Consider the following 16441-nt stretch of genomic DNA (forward strand, 5'->3'; position numbering starts at 1 on the left):
TTGTCGCGGGCAGCGCCTTCAACTGAAATTATAAGTTGCTTATCTTTTGTAAGTGATATATACTTGCGTTAGCAACGTCATAAAAAATAAGTTACTTATAATTACAGATTTTCCATAGGAGAAAGGGAGTTTTCATAATGAGCCAAACCCAAACAACGGCTGCCGTAACGGCAGAAGAAGTCATGCGCACGCGCCAATCCGTCCGCCAATATAAAAGAGACGTCGTCATTCCCCAAGAAACATTGAACGAAATTCTGGAACTGGCGGCAGCGGCGCCATCCTCCTGGAACCTGCAGCAATGGCGTTTCCTGGTGATCCAGGATCAAGCGCAGAAGGATAAAGTCCTTCCGATCGCCTACGGTCAGAAGCAAGTTTCCGATGCAGCCGCCGTTATCATCGTTCTGGGCGACCTGCAAGCCCATATCACGGGCCGCGAGATTTTCGAAGGCGCCGCGGCAGCCGGCCAAATGCCGCAAGAGGTTGCCGATAACATGATCAAGCAAATCGAAGGCGCATATGCGTTCGAGCAAGTCGCGCGCGACGAAGCGAACAAGAATGCCGGCCTTGCGTCCATGCAGCTGATGCTTGCAGCCAAAGCGAAAGGCTACGACACCGTGCCGATGGGCGGCTTCGACAAAGAGAAGCTGGTTGAAGCGCTGAACATCCCGTCCCGCTACATTCCGGTTATGATGATCGCCCTTGGGGAAGCGGCATCGCCTGCTCGTCCATCCGGCCGCCTGCCGCTCAGCAAGCTGGTCATCAACGAATCGTTCTAATTCCGCTGCCCCAACCCCTTAATATAGCGAAAGCCCTCCGTTCTCGTGCAGAGACGGAGGGCTTTCCGTTTTCCCGGCGCATTTTCCCCTTGCACTCGCTTCCGCTTCGTTCACGCAAAAGCAAATGTCAGTGCACCGTATGCTCACCGCCATGACCGAACTCGCCGGCGTACGGATCCATGCGCTGCGCAGCGGCGTGCTTGCCGAAGAACAGGCCGATTTCGCGGGCGGCGCTAGCCGCGGAATCCGAGCCATGCACGATATTCCCCGCGATGTCCATCGCGTAATCGCCGCGAATCGTGCCTGGTGCCGCCTCGACGGGGTTCGTCTTCCCGATCAGCGCGCGCGCATTCTCTACCGCATGTTCGCCCTGCCACACCATGGCGCAGACGGGACCCGACGTGAGATAGTCGACCAGCTCGCCGAAGAACGGCTTCTGGCGCAATTCGCCGTAATGCTGCTCCGCCAGCTCGCGATCGATCTGCAGCAGCTCGATCGCCGCGAGCGCGAAGCCTTTCTGCTCGAACCTCGCGACGATGGATCCGATTAACCCTCTGCGTACCCCGTCCGGTTTTACCATGACGAATGTTTGTTCCTGCTGCATTGCCAAGCCCCTTTCCGCGCTAACTGAATCAAAACGTTCTGCCCAAGCCGAAACGGCTCTCGCCTTCTACGGGCGGCGATGCGCGTTTCGTTTGGCGGACAGAAAAACGGCGCAGACGCCTTCGCAGGCCGCACCGTTCCTTCTAATCCTCAGTATTCCACGACAGAGGCGTTTTCATTCATGAGAGGCGAACGGATTCCTCTTAAGCGGGATCGGAACCCGTTCGCCGCGCAAGCTTCTTATGCAGCATCCGCCGTCCCCGCCTATTCCTCCGTAATCGCCAGGAACGCATCCACGTCTTCGAGCAGCAGCGACACGGCTTGACGCCAGAAGTCCGGCTGATCGAGCCGCACGCCGAGATGCTTCTCGGCCAGCTCCTCGACCGTCATCAGACCCGTATCCCGCAGCAAAGCGACGTAGCGCGCCGCGAACGTCGACCCTTCTCCGGTTGCATGGGCGAGCAGGTCCGCGTCAGCGGAACGACCAGCCTTCTTCGCGATCGCGTAGATGCCGCCGCTGAACAAATACCCGAACGTATACGGGAAATTGTAGAACGGCACGTCCGTCAGATAGAAGTGCAGCTTCGACGCCCAGAAATGCGGGTGGAGCTCGCCGAGGGCGCCGCTGAACGCTTCGCGCTGCGCCTCTTCCATAAGCGCGCTCAGCTCTTCCTGGCTCACCATGCCTTCGGCGCGCTTCGCGTAGAACCGCGTCTCGAACAGGAAGCGGGCATGAATGTTCATGAAGAACGCGACGGCGTTCTGCAGCTTCTCGTCCAGGAGCGCCAGCTTCTCGTCGCGCCCGGTCGCGGCTTCCAGCGCGGAGTCGGCGACGATCATCTCGGCGAACGTAGAGGCCGTCTCCGCGACGTTCATCGCGTATTCCTGCGCCAGCGGCGGCAGGTCGTTCATGACATGCTGGTGATACGCGTGCCCCAGCTCGTGCGCGAGCGTCGACACGTTGTCCGGCGTGCCCGAATACGTCATGAAAATCCGCGTCTGCCCGCTCTTCGGGAACGACGTGCAGAAGCCGCCGGGGCGCTTGCCGGGACGATCCTCCGCCTCGATCCAGGCATCCTTGAACGCCATCTCCGTGAAGTCCGCCAGATCGGGGCTGAACGCGTTGAATTGTTCCTTGATGAACGCGGCCGCCTCGTCGTACGCCACCTTCTTCTCCGTCTGGCCGAGCGGCGCGGCGACGTCATGCCAATCGAGCCGTTCAAGGCCGAGCAGCTTCGCTTTGCGCGCCAGATAGCGGACCAGCTTCGGCTTGCCCTCGCTAACGGCCGACCACATCGCGTTCAGCGTCGCTTCGCTCATCCGGTTCATCTCGAGCGGCTCTTTCAGCACCGCGTTCCCGGATGCATGGGCGGGCCGCCCCGCTTCAGCGGAACGAGCAGTCCAGCCGCGTTTGCCGTACAGCTTCAAGCGGAACCCGGCGATCCGGTTCAGCGTATCCGCGCATAGATCGGCCTGCTCGCCCCAGACGCGCTCCCATTCCCGGAAAGCCGTCTCGCGCACGGCGCGGTTGCTGTTCGAGAGCCGGTTGAACATCTGCCCGGCCGACAGCTGCTTCGTCGTGCCGTCCGCCTCTTCCGCGTCGAATCGAATCCGCGACACGATCGTGTTATAGAAATCTCCCCAGCCGTGATAGCCGTCGACCGCCAGCTCGCCGGCCAGCGCTTCCTGCTCCGGCGGCAGCTTCTCCTTGGCCGCTTCGCGGCGCTCGTTCAACACGAACGCAACGGGCGCGGCAGCGGCCGATTGCAGCCAAGACTGCCATGCGGCCTCGTCGGTGCGGAGCAGCTTCTCGTCGTAGCTCGTCAGCGCCGCGTTGAACTTCGCCGCCATCGTCTTCACGCGGTCGTTCAAGCCGTTGGCGGCGGCATCCTTCATTTGCTGCGCTTGCAGGCAGGCCACGAATGAATCGGATTGGCGCAGCCGCAGCAGAATCGACTGCACCGTCGCGGTCCAGCCGGCCAGTTGTTCCGCGGAAGGCGCAGCTCCCTGCGGCAGCGCCGCCAGCTCGCCGGACAACGCTTCAATGTCGCGCTCCATGCCGGACAGTTCGGCCAGGAATGCCGCGGAGCTTGATCCGCCCGCGTAAATGGCGTCCAAATCCCAAGTCATCGGATAATTCGTCGTCATAAAGTCCCTCCTAAAGGAATCGAGAATCGTTCAAAACCGGCCCGTTCGCGCCGCCCGTCCGCGTCAGCCCTTGCCGAGCGCACGTTGCGCAACCGCCGGCATCGGTGTATAACTGATTATAACGGTAATGTTGTCCCTTTTACCAATCCTATGCGGCTGCTTGTTCCGTTCGTCGACAATCATCAAACAAGGACCGTGACCAATAAGGAGCTGAACCCGATGTCCCAACCCCTGCAGCTTTCCGCCGAGACAGCCGTGAAGCTGGCCAAGGAGCTGAACGTTCCGCTGGAGCATCTGATGCATATGCCGAAGCATATTTTGTTGCAGAAAATCGCCGAGCTCGCGAAAGCGGCTCCGAATCCGGATTCGGATGCGGGGAGCAAGCCCGACGGCAAGGGAGACGGCAGCCCGTGATTCCATTCGAACGCACGCTGCCGTACGACATCATCATGAAGGATGTCTATGTCTCCTCCTGCCCGTTCTGCGGCAAGGACAACGTCCTGCTGCCGCTTCGGCCGAGAGAGCTGTCCGACATCCGCACCGGCAAGAAGAAGCTGCTCGTCTTCCCTTGCTGCCGCAACCGGATCACCGTCGTGGACGCGGACCAGGACTACCTGCTGACCGACACCGTGCTACGCCGCGCGTAATTGCCTGTGCGTAATGCGTCGCGCATAATGCGCCCGCTCGCAATCGCCTGTGCGCAATGCATCCGCGCAAGACGAAGAACCGCCCGTGCTTCATGCGCGGGCGGTTCTTCGTCTTGTCGTCTATGCGATTCCGGCAGCGGTCTCCTCGTCGAGCCCTGTCTGCACTTCGCGGATCAGCTGCCACTGCTCCCGGCTTGCGCGGATCATCGCGGCATCCGTAATCTTCTTGTCGTTCACGACGCGGGAGAACCAGCGGACGGCGAGGCGCTGCTCGCCGACGCGGCGGTGCAGCTCCCCGATCAAATACATCAGCTTCGCATTGTTCAGCGATACGCCCTCTGTCTCGAACACGGCAATGTACGATTGAAGCGCATACCGCAGGAACCGCTGCTCCTGCTCTTCATTGCCCTCGGAACGGTAGATCCAGGCGATATGATGCAGAATGCCGGCGACCACCCGCTCCTTCTCCCCGATAATGCCCGCGCAGAGCAAGGCGAGCTTGTAGCATGCCAGCGCTTCTTCGCGCGTCCGGCTGCCCCCGTAGTCGCGCCGCGTCCAGCGCGAGCCGATCTGCTCGTAATAGGTCTTCCGCTGGGCGTCCGTCATTGACGCGGCGCCGTTCTCCGAAGTCGCGAAGCCGCAGTCCGGACAGACGAAGACGACATAATAGTCGGGATTGATGTCTGTTTTATACGTCGCGCAGAAATCGGTATCCCGATGAATCGATTTTTTGAAGCTCGGCCGTACGCGCGATGATGGGTAGGAACGCTCGCAGCAAAGACAGGTTTTCGTCGTTTCGTACAAAGGCTCCATCGTCATCGTCATCATCATCACGTCTCCAGGTCGTCAAGGTTGATTAATAAAATGATGCGCCGGCCCCGAAAGCCGCTCCAGCATCAGCTCCCGAAGCTCGTTCGGCAGATCGGTCTCGGCCAGCGCCGCGCGCATGCAGCCAAGCCAGGCTTCGGCGCGCTCCGGCGTAATCGGGAACGGCAAATGCCGCGCGCGCATCATCGGATGGCCGTATAAATCGGAGTACAGCGAAGGTCCTCCGAAAAATTGCGATAAAAACAACGTTTGCTTCTCCATGACAGGGTCGATGTCCGCCGGGAACAGCGGCCCGAGCAGCGGGTGCTTCTGCACCTTAGGATAAAAGGCCTGCACGATTCGTTTGATCCCTTCGACGCCGCCAACCGCGTCATAAATAGTACTATAGTTATTCATCGTCATATTCATCTCCATTTTTTAGGTCTTAGGAATTAGTTTTAAAAATTTTTTTCCGGGACATTGGACGCTGTATCCGACTTGCGGCACCCGTCTGCGCCGGGAAGCAAGCCCTCTCTTGTCAGCGTGCCCATGAACCGCAAACATCAAAAAAATGCCCTCGCGCAGGAGGGCATTGCGGAAGTATAATGTTGCGGCTCAAAGCAACCGGGGTTAACTCTCATAATCCTCTTCTCCGGGAGCTACGAGCGATTCGCGAATGACGTAAACGAAAGCACAGACGATAATGCCTACAATAAAACTCATCGTCATCACCTCAAGCGTTTGACTTAATTCAATTGTACCATATCGAAAATTAAAATTCACTCATTTTTGCAAGCGTTTTCTAAATAAATATATTTCCATTTTCAGGACTGTTTATCCAACATCGGGACAAGATTCTGCCGGGACAAGTGATGATTGTCCGCTCCGCGACATATAGCAGTAATAGTACGATTCTCAATTGCCGCTAGGAGGGAGCTCCCCTTGCATATCGTCCGTTTCCTGCTGCGTCCGTCGGTCGTCCCCGCCTGGACGTCGGCCGTGCTCGTGCTGCTGCTCGCGGCTTTTCCCGCCCAGGCGCTGGAGGCTTCGCTGCGCGGCCTGTCCATCTGGTGGGAAGTGCTGTTCCCGGCGCTGTTCCCCTTCTTCGTGATCTCCGAGCTGCTGCTCGGCTTCGGCATCGTCCATTTCTTCGGCAAAATGCTGGATCCGCTCATGCGGCCGCTGTTCCGCATTCCCGGCATCGGCGGCTTCGTCGTCACGATGGGCTACGCCTCCGGCTATCCCGTCGGCGCGCGGCTGACGGCGCAGCTGTGGGAGCAGAAGCTGATCAACCGCGCCGAAGGCGAACGGCTCGTCGCGTTCACGACGACGTCGGATCCGATCTTCCTGATCGGGGCGGTGTCGGTCGGCTTCTTCCACAACGCCGCCCTGGCCCCCGTCCTAGCCGCCGCCCATTACTTCGGCGGGGTGATCATCGGCCTGCTCATGCGCTTCCATGACCGCGGCGCCCCCGCCACCAGCGAGCAGAAGGAACGCCGGGCGCCCGGCTTCCGGCGCAAGAGCCGGCTGGCCGAAGCGCTGGAGGCGATGCACGTCGCCCGCATGATGGACGGCCGCGCGCTCGGCAAGCTGCTGCAGGACGCCGTCCAAGCCGCGCTGCGCCTCATGATCGTCGTCGGCGGGCTCGTCGTCGTCTTCTCCGTCATCATGGAGCTGCTCCGGCAGACGGGCGGCATCGAGATGCTCGGCCGGGCCGTCCGGCTGGCGCTCGGACTCGTCGGCATGCCCGCCGCGCTGTCGGACGCCGTCGTCAGCGGCACCTTCGAGGTCACGCTCGGCGCGCGCGCCGCGGGCTCCGCCGGGGGAAGCGGCCTTATCCATCAAGCCGCGATCGCCGCGTTCGTGCTGTCCTGGGCAGGACTCTCCGTCCACGCCCAAGTAGCCAGCCTGCTCAGCCGCACCGACCTGCGCTATAAGCCTTTTCTCGTCGCGCGCCTGCTGCACGGCTTCATCGCCGCCGCGCTCGTCTATGCGCTCTGGGGATGGCTCGGACCTGCCGGATAACGTTGTATTCGCCCCGGTTTTCCGCTATGATGCAAGGAGATACAAGCCGATTGGCAGCTGAAGTCTGTCCTCATTGAATTACATCGGCTGTGCGGAAGGGGCTACAACCTTGAATTACGTAGTGATTGACCGAGGCGACGAGCTGTCGAAGAAGCTTGCCGTCGATTTCCATACGCTTGCGGCCGCTCGCGGCTTTACCCGCAACGAGGGGCATCCCGAGATCGTCATCTCCATCGGCGGCGACGGGACGCTGCTGCAAGCCTTCCATACCTATGCGGACCGGATCGACGAAGTCGCGTTCGTCGGCATTCACACCGGCCATCTCGGTTTCTTCGCGGACTGGAAAATCGACGAGCTGGAGGAGCTCGTCCGCATGATGGCGGAGGAAGAGCCCAAGATCGTGCGCTATCCGCTCGCGGAAATCGTGCTCGATACGTCAGAAGGGCTTTCGACCCATATCGCGGTGAACGAATTCACGCTCAAAGGCGTGGACAACACGCTCGTCGCCCAGATCGACATTAACGACGAGCTCTTCGAGATGTTCCGGGGCGACGGCATCGTCGTATCGACGCCGTCGGGCAGCACCGCCTACAACAAGAGCTTGGGCGGCGCCGTCATCCATCCGTCCATCGAATGCCTGCAGATCGCGGAGATCGCCTCCATCAACAACCGCGTCTACCGTACCCTTGGTTCTTCGGTCGTCCTGCCGCAGCACCACCACTGCGACATCATTTCCCGCAAGGACCAGCGGCTGCAATTGACGTTCGACCATCTGAACATTACGCGGTCCGATATCCGCGCCATCCGGTGCAGCGTCTCAACGCGCAAAATCAGCTTTGCCCGCTACCGTCCCTTCCCGTTCTGGAACCGGGTGCGCGAGGCGTTCCTCGGATACGACGTGAAGTAGCATGAACCGTTACCGCGCTTTCTACCGCATCGTCAAGCCCTATCGCTGGCTCGTCGCCTTGACCCTGTTGATCGGAGCCGTCAAGTTCGCGATTCCGCTGACGCTGCCGCTCTTTATCCGATACGTCGTGGACGACGTGCTGCTCTCCAGCCTGCCGGCCGCCGACAAAACCGCCAAGCTGTTCAAAGCGATCGGCCTGGCCTTCCTGATCTTCGTCGTGCTGCGCTATCCGATCGAATATTATCGCCAATATTTCGCCCAGTTCACGACGAGCCGGGTGCTTTACGACCTTAGGAACAGGCTCTACGCCCATCTGCAGCAGCTGTCGCTGCGCTTCTACCAGAACCGCAAGTCCGGCGAGATCATTTCGCGGATGATGAACGACGTCGAGCAGACGAAGGCGCTCGTGGAGACCGGCCTGATGAACGTGTGGCTGGACATGTTCACGCTCATCGTCGCGCTCGTCATCATGTTCAGCATGAACGTGACGCTGACCGTCGTCGCGATCGCGATCCTGCCGTTCTACGGCTATGCGGTCAAGAAGCTGTACAAGCGGCTGCGCGGCTACTCCCGATCGCGTTCCCAGGCGCTCGCGGACATGCAGGGCTACTTGAACGAGCATGTGAACGGCATTCCCGTCGTCAAAAGCTTCACGCTCGAGCGTCACGAGGAAGAACAGTTCGACAGCCGCAACCGGACGTTCCTTACCCGCGCTTTCGCCCTCACGCGCTGGAATGCGCTCACGCAATCCATCATTAATACGCTGACGGAGATCGCCCCCCTTCTCGTCCTGGCCTGCGGCGGCTACCTGGTCGTGCAGAAGACGCTCACCCTCGGCGAGTTCGTCGCGTTCTACGGCTACTTGGACCGGCTATACGCGCCGCTGCGCCGGCTCGTCAATTCGTCGACCGAGCTGACGCAAGCCTCGGCTTCCCTGGAGCGCGTCATGGAGCTGATGGACGAACAGCCGGAAATCAAGGATGCGCCGAACGCCGCCGCGCTTCCTTCCGTTCGGGGCGATATCGTGTTCGAGAACGTCTCCTTCCGCTACCGCGACGAGACGGAATGGGTGCTTCGGCACATCGATCTGACGATCCCACACGGCCATACCGCGGCGCTCGTCGGCATGAGCGGCGGCGGCAAATCGTCGATGGTCAGCCTGCTCGCGCGGTTCTACGACGTGCAGGAAGGCCGCATTCTGATCGACGGCCATCCGATCGACCGGATGACGCAGCAGAGCCTGCGCTCTCATATCGGCATGGTGCTGCAGGACAATATTCTGTTCAGCGGCTCCGTCCGCGAGAATATCATGCTCGGCAATCCCGAAGCGCCCGAAGAAGCCGTGGAGGAATCCGCCAAGAAAGCCAACGCCCATGACTTCATTCTTTCATTACCCCATGGCTACGACACTGAAATCGGCGAACGGGGCGTCAAGCTGTCCGGCGGGCAGAAGCAGCGCATCGCCATCGCCCGCGTATTCCTGAAGGATCCTGCCATTCTCGTGCTGGACGAAGCGACGTCGGCGCTCGATCTGGAGTCGGAGCGCGCCATTCAGGAGTCGCTGGCGGAGCTGGCGCGCAACCGGACGACGCTCGTCGTCGCCCACCGCCTCTCGACGATCACCCACGCCGACCCGATCGTCGTGATCGAGCATGGGGAAATCGCGGAGCAGGGCACGCACGACGAGCTGATGGCGAAGAATGGCGCTTACGCACGGCTGTATAACGTGCAGTATCTGTAGCCGGTGCCCGCATGAACGGGACGGATTGCAGACAAGGACTCGCCTCCGCTCCCATACCCGTCTTCACGAAGCCGGCGACCTACAGCGATACGCAGCGCAATCGGTCGGCCAACTTCATGTCTTAGGCTGTATCCTGCACCATCAAAAACGCCGGTTCTTCCCCGAAGGGAGGAACCGGCGTTATCTGCGTTAGCCTTGTTTCGGCGCAGCGTCTTTGTTTCTGTTCTGCTGTTGCTGTTGCTGCTGGTGGTTCGACTCGGAAGCCGCCGCGACAGGCGCCTTCTGGTTGTAATGCCGCTGCTTGCTTCGGCCGCGCTCCGAGCGTTCGCCGCGATCCGGACGCTCGCCGCGGTCCGGACGTTCGCCGCGGTCGTTGCGCTCGCCGCGGTCCGGACGTTCGCCGCGGTCGTTGCGCTCGCCGCGGTCCGGGCGTTCGCCGCGATCGTTGCGTTCGCCGCGATGCTGCCGCTCCTGACGCTCGCTCTTCGCATGCTCGCCACGTTCCCCTCGCTCGTGCTGCCCGCTGCGTCCGGACTGCTGTCCCTGACGCGCGCCATGCTGCTCGCCGCGGTCCTTGGCGGACGGCTTGCGCTGGTTGTCGCGGTCGCCGCGCTCCCGGTCCGATTCCCTCGCCGTTTCCTTGCGGCTGTTGCGCTGCTGCTCGCGGCGCAAATCCCGCTCGTGCCGAGGCATGAACTTCACGGCCTGATTCTCGGGAGCCGGCGCGTCGGCCGCTTTCGCGGCGGCGATCGTGCGGGTAGCCGTCAAGTACGCGTCCTCCGCGCTGTCCGGCACCTCGATCACTTCGATTTCGCCGCCCTCGTTAGGCTCGCCGTCCTCGCCCTGCTTCACGCTGCCCGGCTGCTTCTCCAGCACGAAGTAGGCGCAGCCGAAATTGCAATATTCGTTGATGTAATCCGCGATCGACGAAATCACGGTCTCCCTGGTCGCCTTCGGATGGTTGTCGCGGAAGAAGCCCTTCAGCCGCAGCTGATTGTAGCCCCAGTCTCCGACGACGTAATCGTAGCGTTCCAGCACTTCGCTGTACCGTTCGCGGAACGCTTCCAAATTCCAGCCGTTTCTGTTTTCGTGAATCAATGCGTAGGCTCTGCCGCTAATATGGATCAAGACAGCTTCTCACTCCTTAAAAGTTTTGCAATCACGGTTTGCTGCCGCGTATCCGGCAATAATGAGCAAAACTACTTCGTAAGCCTAAGCTCACAGGGATGCGCTTTGAGCTTCCTCCGCGGATTTCACCTGCTCATGCGCATGGTAGGAGCTGCGAACGAGCGGCGCGGACTCCACATGGCTGAAGCCGCGCTTCAAGCCCTCTTCCTTCAGCTTCGCGAACTCGTCGGGATGCACGTAGCGCGCGATCGGCATATGATTCGGCGTCGGCTGCAAATACTGACCGAGCGTCAGGATGTTGCAGTCCACGGCGCGCAAATCGTCCATCGCTTGCAAAATCTCATCCCATTCCTCGCCGACGCCGAGCATGATGCTGGACTTCGTCGGGATGTTCGGCTGCATTTCTTTCGCCCGTTTCAGCAGCTCCATGGAACGCGGATACTTCGCCTTCGCGCGCACCCGGTTCGACAGCCGTGCCACGGTCTCTATATTATGGTTCAGAATATCGGGTTTGGCGTCCATCACGGCCTGAAGCGCGTCCCAATTGCCCATGAAATCGGGAATCAGCACTTCCACGCTGCACAGCGGCAGCTTGCGGCGGACGGCTTTGATCGTCTCCACGAAGATGCTCGCCCCGCCGTCGCTCAAATCATCGCGCGCCACCGACGTCACGACGCAGTGGCGAAGCCCCATCTGTTCGGCGGCTTCCGCCACGCGCTCCGGCTCCTGCAGGTCAAGCTCCGTCGGCAGCCCGGTCTTCACCGCGCAGAACCGGCAGGCCCGCGTGCAAATATCGCCGAGAATCATGAACGTCGCCGTACGGTTCGCCCAGCATTCGTAAATGTTCGGGCAGCGCGCTTCCTCGCACACCGTATGGAGCGTCTTGGAACGCATCATATCTTTCAGTTCGGCGTAATTGCCGCCTGTCGTTAATTTTATTCGCAGCCAATCCGGCTTCGGTTGTTTGGGTTGTGTCTTCATTTATGCGGTACCTCGGCTTTCCTGTTCACTCTGCGTCTTATTATAGCATGTTTCGGATAAAAACCAATGATTTGCAAACCATAACAGCAGAGCAGCGCCGCTGAAACAATATCCATTTCGGGCGGATGAACCGGTTCGATAAGGAGGCTGAACCATGTGAAATCATATGCTTTCCGCCTCATGGCGGTCCTGCCGCTCGCTTTCTCGCTGCTCCTGCAGCCGTTGCCGGAGCGGGCGAACGCAGCGGAACCAACCAGCAAAGCGACCCAAGAAGAACTGTATGCCAAACGAAAAGTTCTCTATGACGAAATCAGCGTCATCACCGGCATTCCGTGGTATCGGCTGGCCGCTATCGACCAATACGAGCGGACCATCACGAAGGCGCGCCCCAAAACCCGTTCCCAGCTGGGACAGTATGTCAGCGTGTTCGTGACGGACGCGGAATGGGCCGGCGAGCTGAACCCCGACAGCGAGGACCAATTCCCGCTATCCATCCATTGGTTCAGGGGCATCGGCGAGGACGGCGACGGCGACGGACTTGCGAGCCGGACGAACGACATCGACCTGATGTACGCCATGGCGAACCATTTGCTGCAGTTCGGTACGGAGGAGGACGATTTCGCGATCGGGCTGTGGCAGCACTACCACAACACAAGGGCCGTCCAGCGTATCCGACAGTTCTCCCGGCTGTACGAAGCTTACGGCAGGCTGGATCTGTTCCAGCATGCGTTCCCCTTGCCGGTCGGCAACAACTATTCGTACAAAGGAACATGGGGCACGAGGAGAAGCTGGGGCGGCTACCGCATCCACGAGGGCACCGATATATTCGCCAACCACGGCGTTCCCGTGCGGAGCACCTGCTTCGGCGTTATCGAGGTCAAGGGCTGGAACCCTTACGGCGGCTGGCGCATCGGCATCCGCGACCTGAATAACTATTATCATTATTATGCGCACTTGAGCGGCTATGACAAGACAATCGGCGTCGGCTCCATCGTCAAGCCGGGCCAAGTGATCGGCTGGGTCGGCAGCTCCGGCTACGGCAAGCCGGGCACGCAGGGCAAATTCCCGCCGCATCTGCATTACGGCATTTATCGCGACCGCGGGCTCGTGGAATGGTCCTTCGATCCGTACCCGAGCCTGAGACAATGGGAGCTGGAGGAACGGCGCGGCCCCCGCAAACGAAATTCATGAACGAAGAGCGCTTACTCGGGTCTGGCCGATAAGCGCTCTTCTTCTTGTTATTCAGGGTCGGCCGCGTTGTCCGGTTTGTCCGCGGCCGTGCCGTTCGCCGCGCCGCTGCCCGATCCGTTCGCCGCATCGGAACCGGCGCCGCCGTTCGGCTGCGCGGGAATCGCGATGCTCGGCGCGTTCGGCGCCGAATCGCCGACGGGATTGCCTTGGCTGTCGTAATAATACGTCGGCACGTCGCCCACGACGAGCAAGTACGAGATCGGAAGCTCCGTCTCCACCAGCTCCGGCTTCGTATCGAACGGAATGATGATGGATACCTCCGCGACGATGTGCATGTACACTTCGACGAGAATCATATTGATGCCGGCATTCTTCTGCCTCGTATTCAAATCCACCTTCACGGCGCCGATCGGCTCGAACTTGACCGGAATGCGCGGGCCGAACGATGCGATAATCGCGCTGCCGAGCGCCTGGCCGAGCGGAATTTTCTCCGGAATGTCGCCCATCCGGTTAAGCGTCGACTGCACCGTGTCGATCGTCTCCGACGTGATGCGCATATGCTCCGCGTAATTCAGCATGAATCCGGAGATTTTGCCGCTGTTGTTCGTTTTCCATTCGATCAGCTTGTCGGCGTCCGTCTGCGCGGCCACCTGTTCCGTAAGCGACTTGTTGATCGCCTGCGTCGCGACCTGCTTCACGCGTACCTGCGCGACGGTCATGAGCGGCTTCTGGAGATTGCGTTCCACGAAAATAAACGTCTGGAAGACGAACAGCAGGAACAGCAGCAGCAGAAAAGCGATCAGCCGCCGCCGATTCGGTTTCCTTCCGGCGCTTTTGCCGCCGGAGCGGCGCCGGATGCCTCTGCTCTGCCAGCCTCGTCTGCCCCACCTGCGCATATGGCGGCCCCCTCCGTCCCTTTGTCCGCATTCCCCTTCCAAGCTTATGCGGAACTTGGACGCAATAGAAGGGCTACGGGCGCGACACGAGACCCATGCCGATGCAGGCGGCGGCGGACAGCTTGCGTCTGCCGCCGGCGAAGTCGATTTCGATCATGTCGCGGCTGGCCGAGACGAATGCGCCCGGGCCGAACGCGGCATGCACGAGCGGGTCGCCGGGCTTCAGCCCGTCGAAGCTCTTCAGCGCGCGCGGATTGCGCGCGGACGGCTCTTCGCCGGGCCGGCCTTCGGTGACGGTGACGCCGGAGCTCGCGCCCGCTGTGCGGCCGGAACGGCTCGCGGCGGCGCCGCGTCCGGCAGCGCCCCGTTTCGTCTTCGCCGCGGCATCCGCCGCTGCCGCGGACGCAGACGCCGTGGGCTTCGCGGCGCCGGGACGACGGCCCGGCGCATCCGCGTTCCACGCCGCTTCCGGCCTGCGTCCGGGTGCCGAAGCCGCCGCTTGCCGCGGCGACTGCAGCTCCCGCACCGCCTTCACGAACTGCGACTCCGTCGCCTCTTCGCCGTCGCGCTTCGCATAGCTGAGCAGCGTCAGCTCGCGCTTCGCCCGCGTCATGCCGACATAGAACAGCCGGACGGACTCCTCCATCAGCGGCGATACCTCGCCTTCCGTCTTCTTCATGTCTTCGTTCGACGGAATGATGCCGTCGATCAGATCGATCATGAACACCCGCTCGAATTCGAGCCCCTTCGCGCTGTGCAGCGTCGAGAACGTGACCGCGTTCGCGTTCTTGTTCTTCTTGGACGCCTTCATGACCGCCTCCAGGTACTTCAGCCGGTTCGCGAAATCCTCCAGCGTCGCAAGGCCATCCGCAATGTCCTCGAGCGTGTTCAGGATGCCGGTCAGATTCTCCTTGCGGAAGCCGAGCCGCTCGCACATCCGGTCGATCGCCCGCTCGTAGCCGAGCTTGAACCGGATCAGACGGATGGCCGCGCGCGGCTCCATGCTCCGCATCGCCTGGAACAGCTCCTTGCATTCCAGCAGCTGCTTCGACTGATAGTCTTTCAGTGGCACGTGATTGACCAGGTTGTCGAAGACGGATTCCCCGTTGTCGATCGCGGTCAAGGCGGCCATCTGAACCTTGGAGACGTAGCCGGCCATTTTCGTATGAATCTTCTCCAATAGATCGGGGCGCTTGTCCGTATACGCCATGCGCATGAAGCCGAGCACGTCCTCCAGCACCCAGTGGGAGAAGAAGCGGTTGTCGCCGTCCTTCATGTAGAACGGAATGCCGCGCCGATCGAATTCGTTCATCAGCATGATCGACGACGCATTGTTGCGGTACAGCACGGCCGTCTCGCCAAGCGCTTCCGTCCCCGGCTGCGCGGGCCGGCCGTTCTGCGTGGGCGGAGCGGCATGCTCCGGATGCATGGGTTGGCCGTTCTGCGGCAGCGGAGCGACCGAACCTTCGACCGCCGCGGCCACGTATTTCGCCTGCCCCTTGTAATCGTCGAGCTGCTTGATATAGATCGGCCGGCTGCCCGGATTGCGGGTGAACATGTTCTTGTCGTAGCGCTGCTCGTTGCGCTTGATGAAACGGTTCGCGATGTCTACGATGTTGCGGGACGAACGGTAATTCTGCTCCATCTTCAGCACGGCCGCCTCGGGGAAGACGTTCCTGAAATCGAGCAAATACTGCGGCTCCGCGGCCCGCCACGTATAGATGCTCTGATCGTCGTCGGCCACGACGCACAGGCAGCCGTGCCTGCGCGCCAGCTTCTCGATGATCGCATGCTGAACGAGCGACGTATCCTGGCTTTCGTCGGTCAGGACATAATCGTAGCGGTTCTGGTATTTCCACAGCAGCCCGCCGTCGTCCTCCAGCGCGCCGTTCGCCAGCACGAGCATATCGTCGTAATCGACCAGCAGCCTGCCCTCGAACGAACGCTTGAACGCTTCGTACGCTTTCGCGACCTGCGCCGCCTCGGGAACGTCGCACTTCACCGATTCCCATTCCCGCTCCGGCAGCAGCTTGTTCTTGACGAAGCTGATGTACGTCGTCAGCTCCTCCATCTGCTCCTCGGTCAGGTTCTCGCCCTTCAGCTTGCGATAGAGATCGCGCAGGATCAGCTTCTTATGCAGCGGCAGCTCCTCGTCTTCCCGCTGCTCCACCTCGCCCTCGATGATCTGGAACGTCAGCCGCGACCGGCGCAGATGCTCCCGCATCACCTCGAACGCGAAGCTATGGATCGTGGAGAACTGTACGCCGCCGTCCGGATGATCCGGGAAAAACCGGGTGTACCGGTCTTTCATATCCTGCGCCGACGCCCTGCTGAACGTCACCGCCTTGATCCGCGAAGGGTGAACGCCCTTCACCTCGATCAGGTAGCCGATGCGCATGATAACGGTCGTCGTCTTGCCGGAGCCCGGCGATGCGAGCAGCAGCAGCGCCCCCTCCGTCTGCAGCACGGCTTTCTTCTGTACTTCGTTTAAAGCGACGCCAAGCTCTGCGTGCTTGCGCGCGAAAAAATCGTTGCCCGATCCCGCCATACCCATCTGCCTTCCGCTTGCGGAGACGCAAACATCCCTCTCC

The 16441-nt window shown here is 60.9% G+C and carries 15 protein-coding genes; 7 read left to right on the forward strand and 8 right to left on the reverse strand.

Annotated features, from left to right (window positions below; all coding sequences use genetic code 11):
* Positions 1–137 precede the first annotated feature (137 nt).
* On the forward strand, positions 138–776 hold the full coding sequence (locus GXP70_RS24335) for a nitroreductase family protein (RefSeq protein ID WP_162359225.1): 639 nt from the start codon (positions 138–140) through the stop codon (positions 774–776).
* Between the two features lie 127 nt (positions 777–903).
* Here GXP70_RS24335 and ndk read toward each other — a convergent pair whose 3' ends face one another.
* Complete coding sequence (ndk, locus tag GXP70_RS24340) at positions 904–1380, reverse strand: nucleoside-diphosphate kinase (RefSeq protein WP_162359226.1); 477 nt, start codon at positions 1378–1380, stop codon at positions 904–906.
* A gap of 263 nt (positions 1381–1643) precedes the next feature.
* Positions 1644–3527 carry a M3 family oligoendopeptidase gene (locus GXP70_RS24345; protein ID WP_162359227.1) on the reverse strand — a complete coding sequence of 628 codons (1884 nt, stop codon included), beginning with the start codon at positions 3525–3527 and terminating at the stop codon, positions 1644–1646.
* Positions 3528–3746: 219 nt separating this feature from the next.
* Between GXP70_RS24345 and GXP70_RS24350 the strand changes: the two genes are divergently transcribed.
* Positions 3747–3941, forward strand: a complete 195-nt coding sequence (locus GXP70_RS24350; protein ID WP_162359228.1) for a YycC family protein — start codon at positions 3747–3749, stop codon at positions 3939–3941.
* The gene (locus tag GXP70_RS24355) at positions 3938–4174 is read left to right on the forward strand and encodes a hypothetical protein (protein WP_162359229.1); all 237 of its coding nucleotides are present in this window, start codon (positions 3938–3940) and stop codon (positions 4172–4174) included. Before GXP70_RS24350 ends, GXP70_RS24355 begins: the two co-directional genes overlap by 4 nt.
* Before the next feature lie 120 nt (positions 4175–4294).
* Here the strand turns inward: GXP70_RS24355 and GXP70_RS24360 are convergent, their stop codons facing one another.
* Together GXP70_RS24360 and GXP70_RS24365 are read right to left on the reverse strand one after the other, a co-directional pair.
* Positions 4295–4993 (reverse strand): DUF2225 domain-containing protein, encoded by a 699-nt coding sequence (locus GXP70_RS24360; RefSeq protein ID WP_162360658.1) that lies wholly within the window; start codon positions 4991–4993, stop codon positions 4295–4297.
* A gap of 27 nt (positions 4994–5020) precedes the next feature.
* Positions 5021–5398, reverse strand: a complete 378-nt coding sequence (locus GXP70_RS24365) for a globin domain-containing protein (protein ID WP_162359230.1) — start codon at positions 5396–5398, stop codon at positions 5021–5023.
* 531 nt (positions 5399–5929) lie between these two features.
* On the opposite strand from GXP70_RS24365, the gene ylbJ reads away from it, so the two are divergent.
* From ylbJ to GXP70_RS24380, 3 genes are all read left to right on the forward strand, one after another.
* The gene (gene ylbJ / locus GXP70_RS24370; RefSeq protein ID WP_162360659.1) at positions 5930–7006 is read left to right on the forward strand and encodes a sporulation integral membrane protein YlbJ; all 1077 of its coding nucleotides are present in this window, start codon (positions 5930–5932) and stop codon (positions 7004–7006) included.
* A gap of 109 nt (positions 7007–7115) precedes the next feature.
* Positions 7116–7913 (forward strand): NAD kinase, encoded by a 798-nt coding sequence (locus tag GXP70_RS24375; RefSeq protein ID WP_162359231.1) that lies wholly within the window; start codon positions 7116–7118, stop codon positions 7911–7913.
* A gap of 1 nt (position 7914) precedes the next feature.
* Entirely contained in the window at positions 7915–9654 is a 1740-nt protein-coding gene (locus GXP70_RS24380) for an ABC transporter ATP-binding protein (protein ID WP_162359232.1), read from the forward strand.
* 189 nt (positions 9655–9843) lie between these two features.
* Here GXP70_RS24380 and GXP70_RS29930 read toward each other — a convergent pair whose 3' ends face one another.
* Both GXP70_RS29930 and lipA read right to left on the reverse strand, forming a co-directional pair.
* Positions 9844–10782, reverse strand: coding sequence for a YutD family protein (locus GXP70_RS29930; RefSeq protein WP_225442540.1), 939 nt, complete (start codon positions 10780–10782; stop codon positions 9844–9846).
* 90 nt (positions 10783–10872) lie between these two features.
* Positions 10873–11763 carry a lipoyl synthase gene (gene lipA / locus GXP70_RS24390; RefSeq protein ID WP_162359233.1) on the reverse strand — a complete coding sequence of 297 codons (891 nt, stop codon included), beginning with the start codon at positions 11761–11763 and terminating at the stop codon, positions 10873–10875.
* A 180-nt stretch (positions 11764–11943) separates the two neighbouring features.
* Here lipA and GXP70_RS24395 point away from each other — a divergent pair, with 180 nt between their 5' ends.
* Positions 11944–12954 carry a M23 family metallopeptidase gene (locus GXP70_RS24395; protein ID WP_162360660.1) on the forward strand — a complete coding sequence of 337 codons (1011 nt, stop codon included), beginning with the start codon at positions 11944–11946 and terminating at the stop codon, positions 12952–12954.
* A gap of 47 nt (positions 12955–13001) precedes the next feature.
* On the opposite strand, the gene yunB is transcribed toward GXP70_RS24395, so the two are convergent.
* Together yunB and GXP70_RS24405 are read right to left on the reverse strand one after the other, a co-directional pair.
* A complete protein-coding gene (gene yunB, locus GXP70_RS24400; protein ID WP_162359234.1) occupies positions 13002–13850 on the reverse strand; it encodes a sporulation protein YunB in 849 nt (282 codons plus the stop codon).
* Between the two features lie 73 nt (positions 13851–13923).
* Entirely contained in the window at positions 13924–16398 is a 2475-nt protein-coding gene (locus GXP70_RS24405) for an ATP-dependent helicase (RefSeq protein WP_162359235.1), read from the reverse strand.
* Positions 16399–16441: the final 43 nt, after the last annotated feature.

The organism is Paenibacillus lycopersici (genome assembly GCF_010119935.1).
In the GTDB taxonomy this organism is placed as follows: Bacteria; Bacillota; Bacilli; order Paenibacillales; family Paenibacillaceae; genus Paenibacillus_Z; species Paenibacillus_Z lycopersici.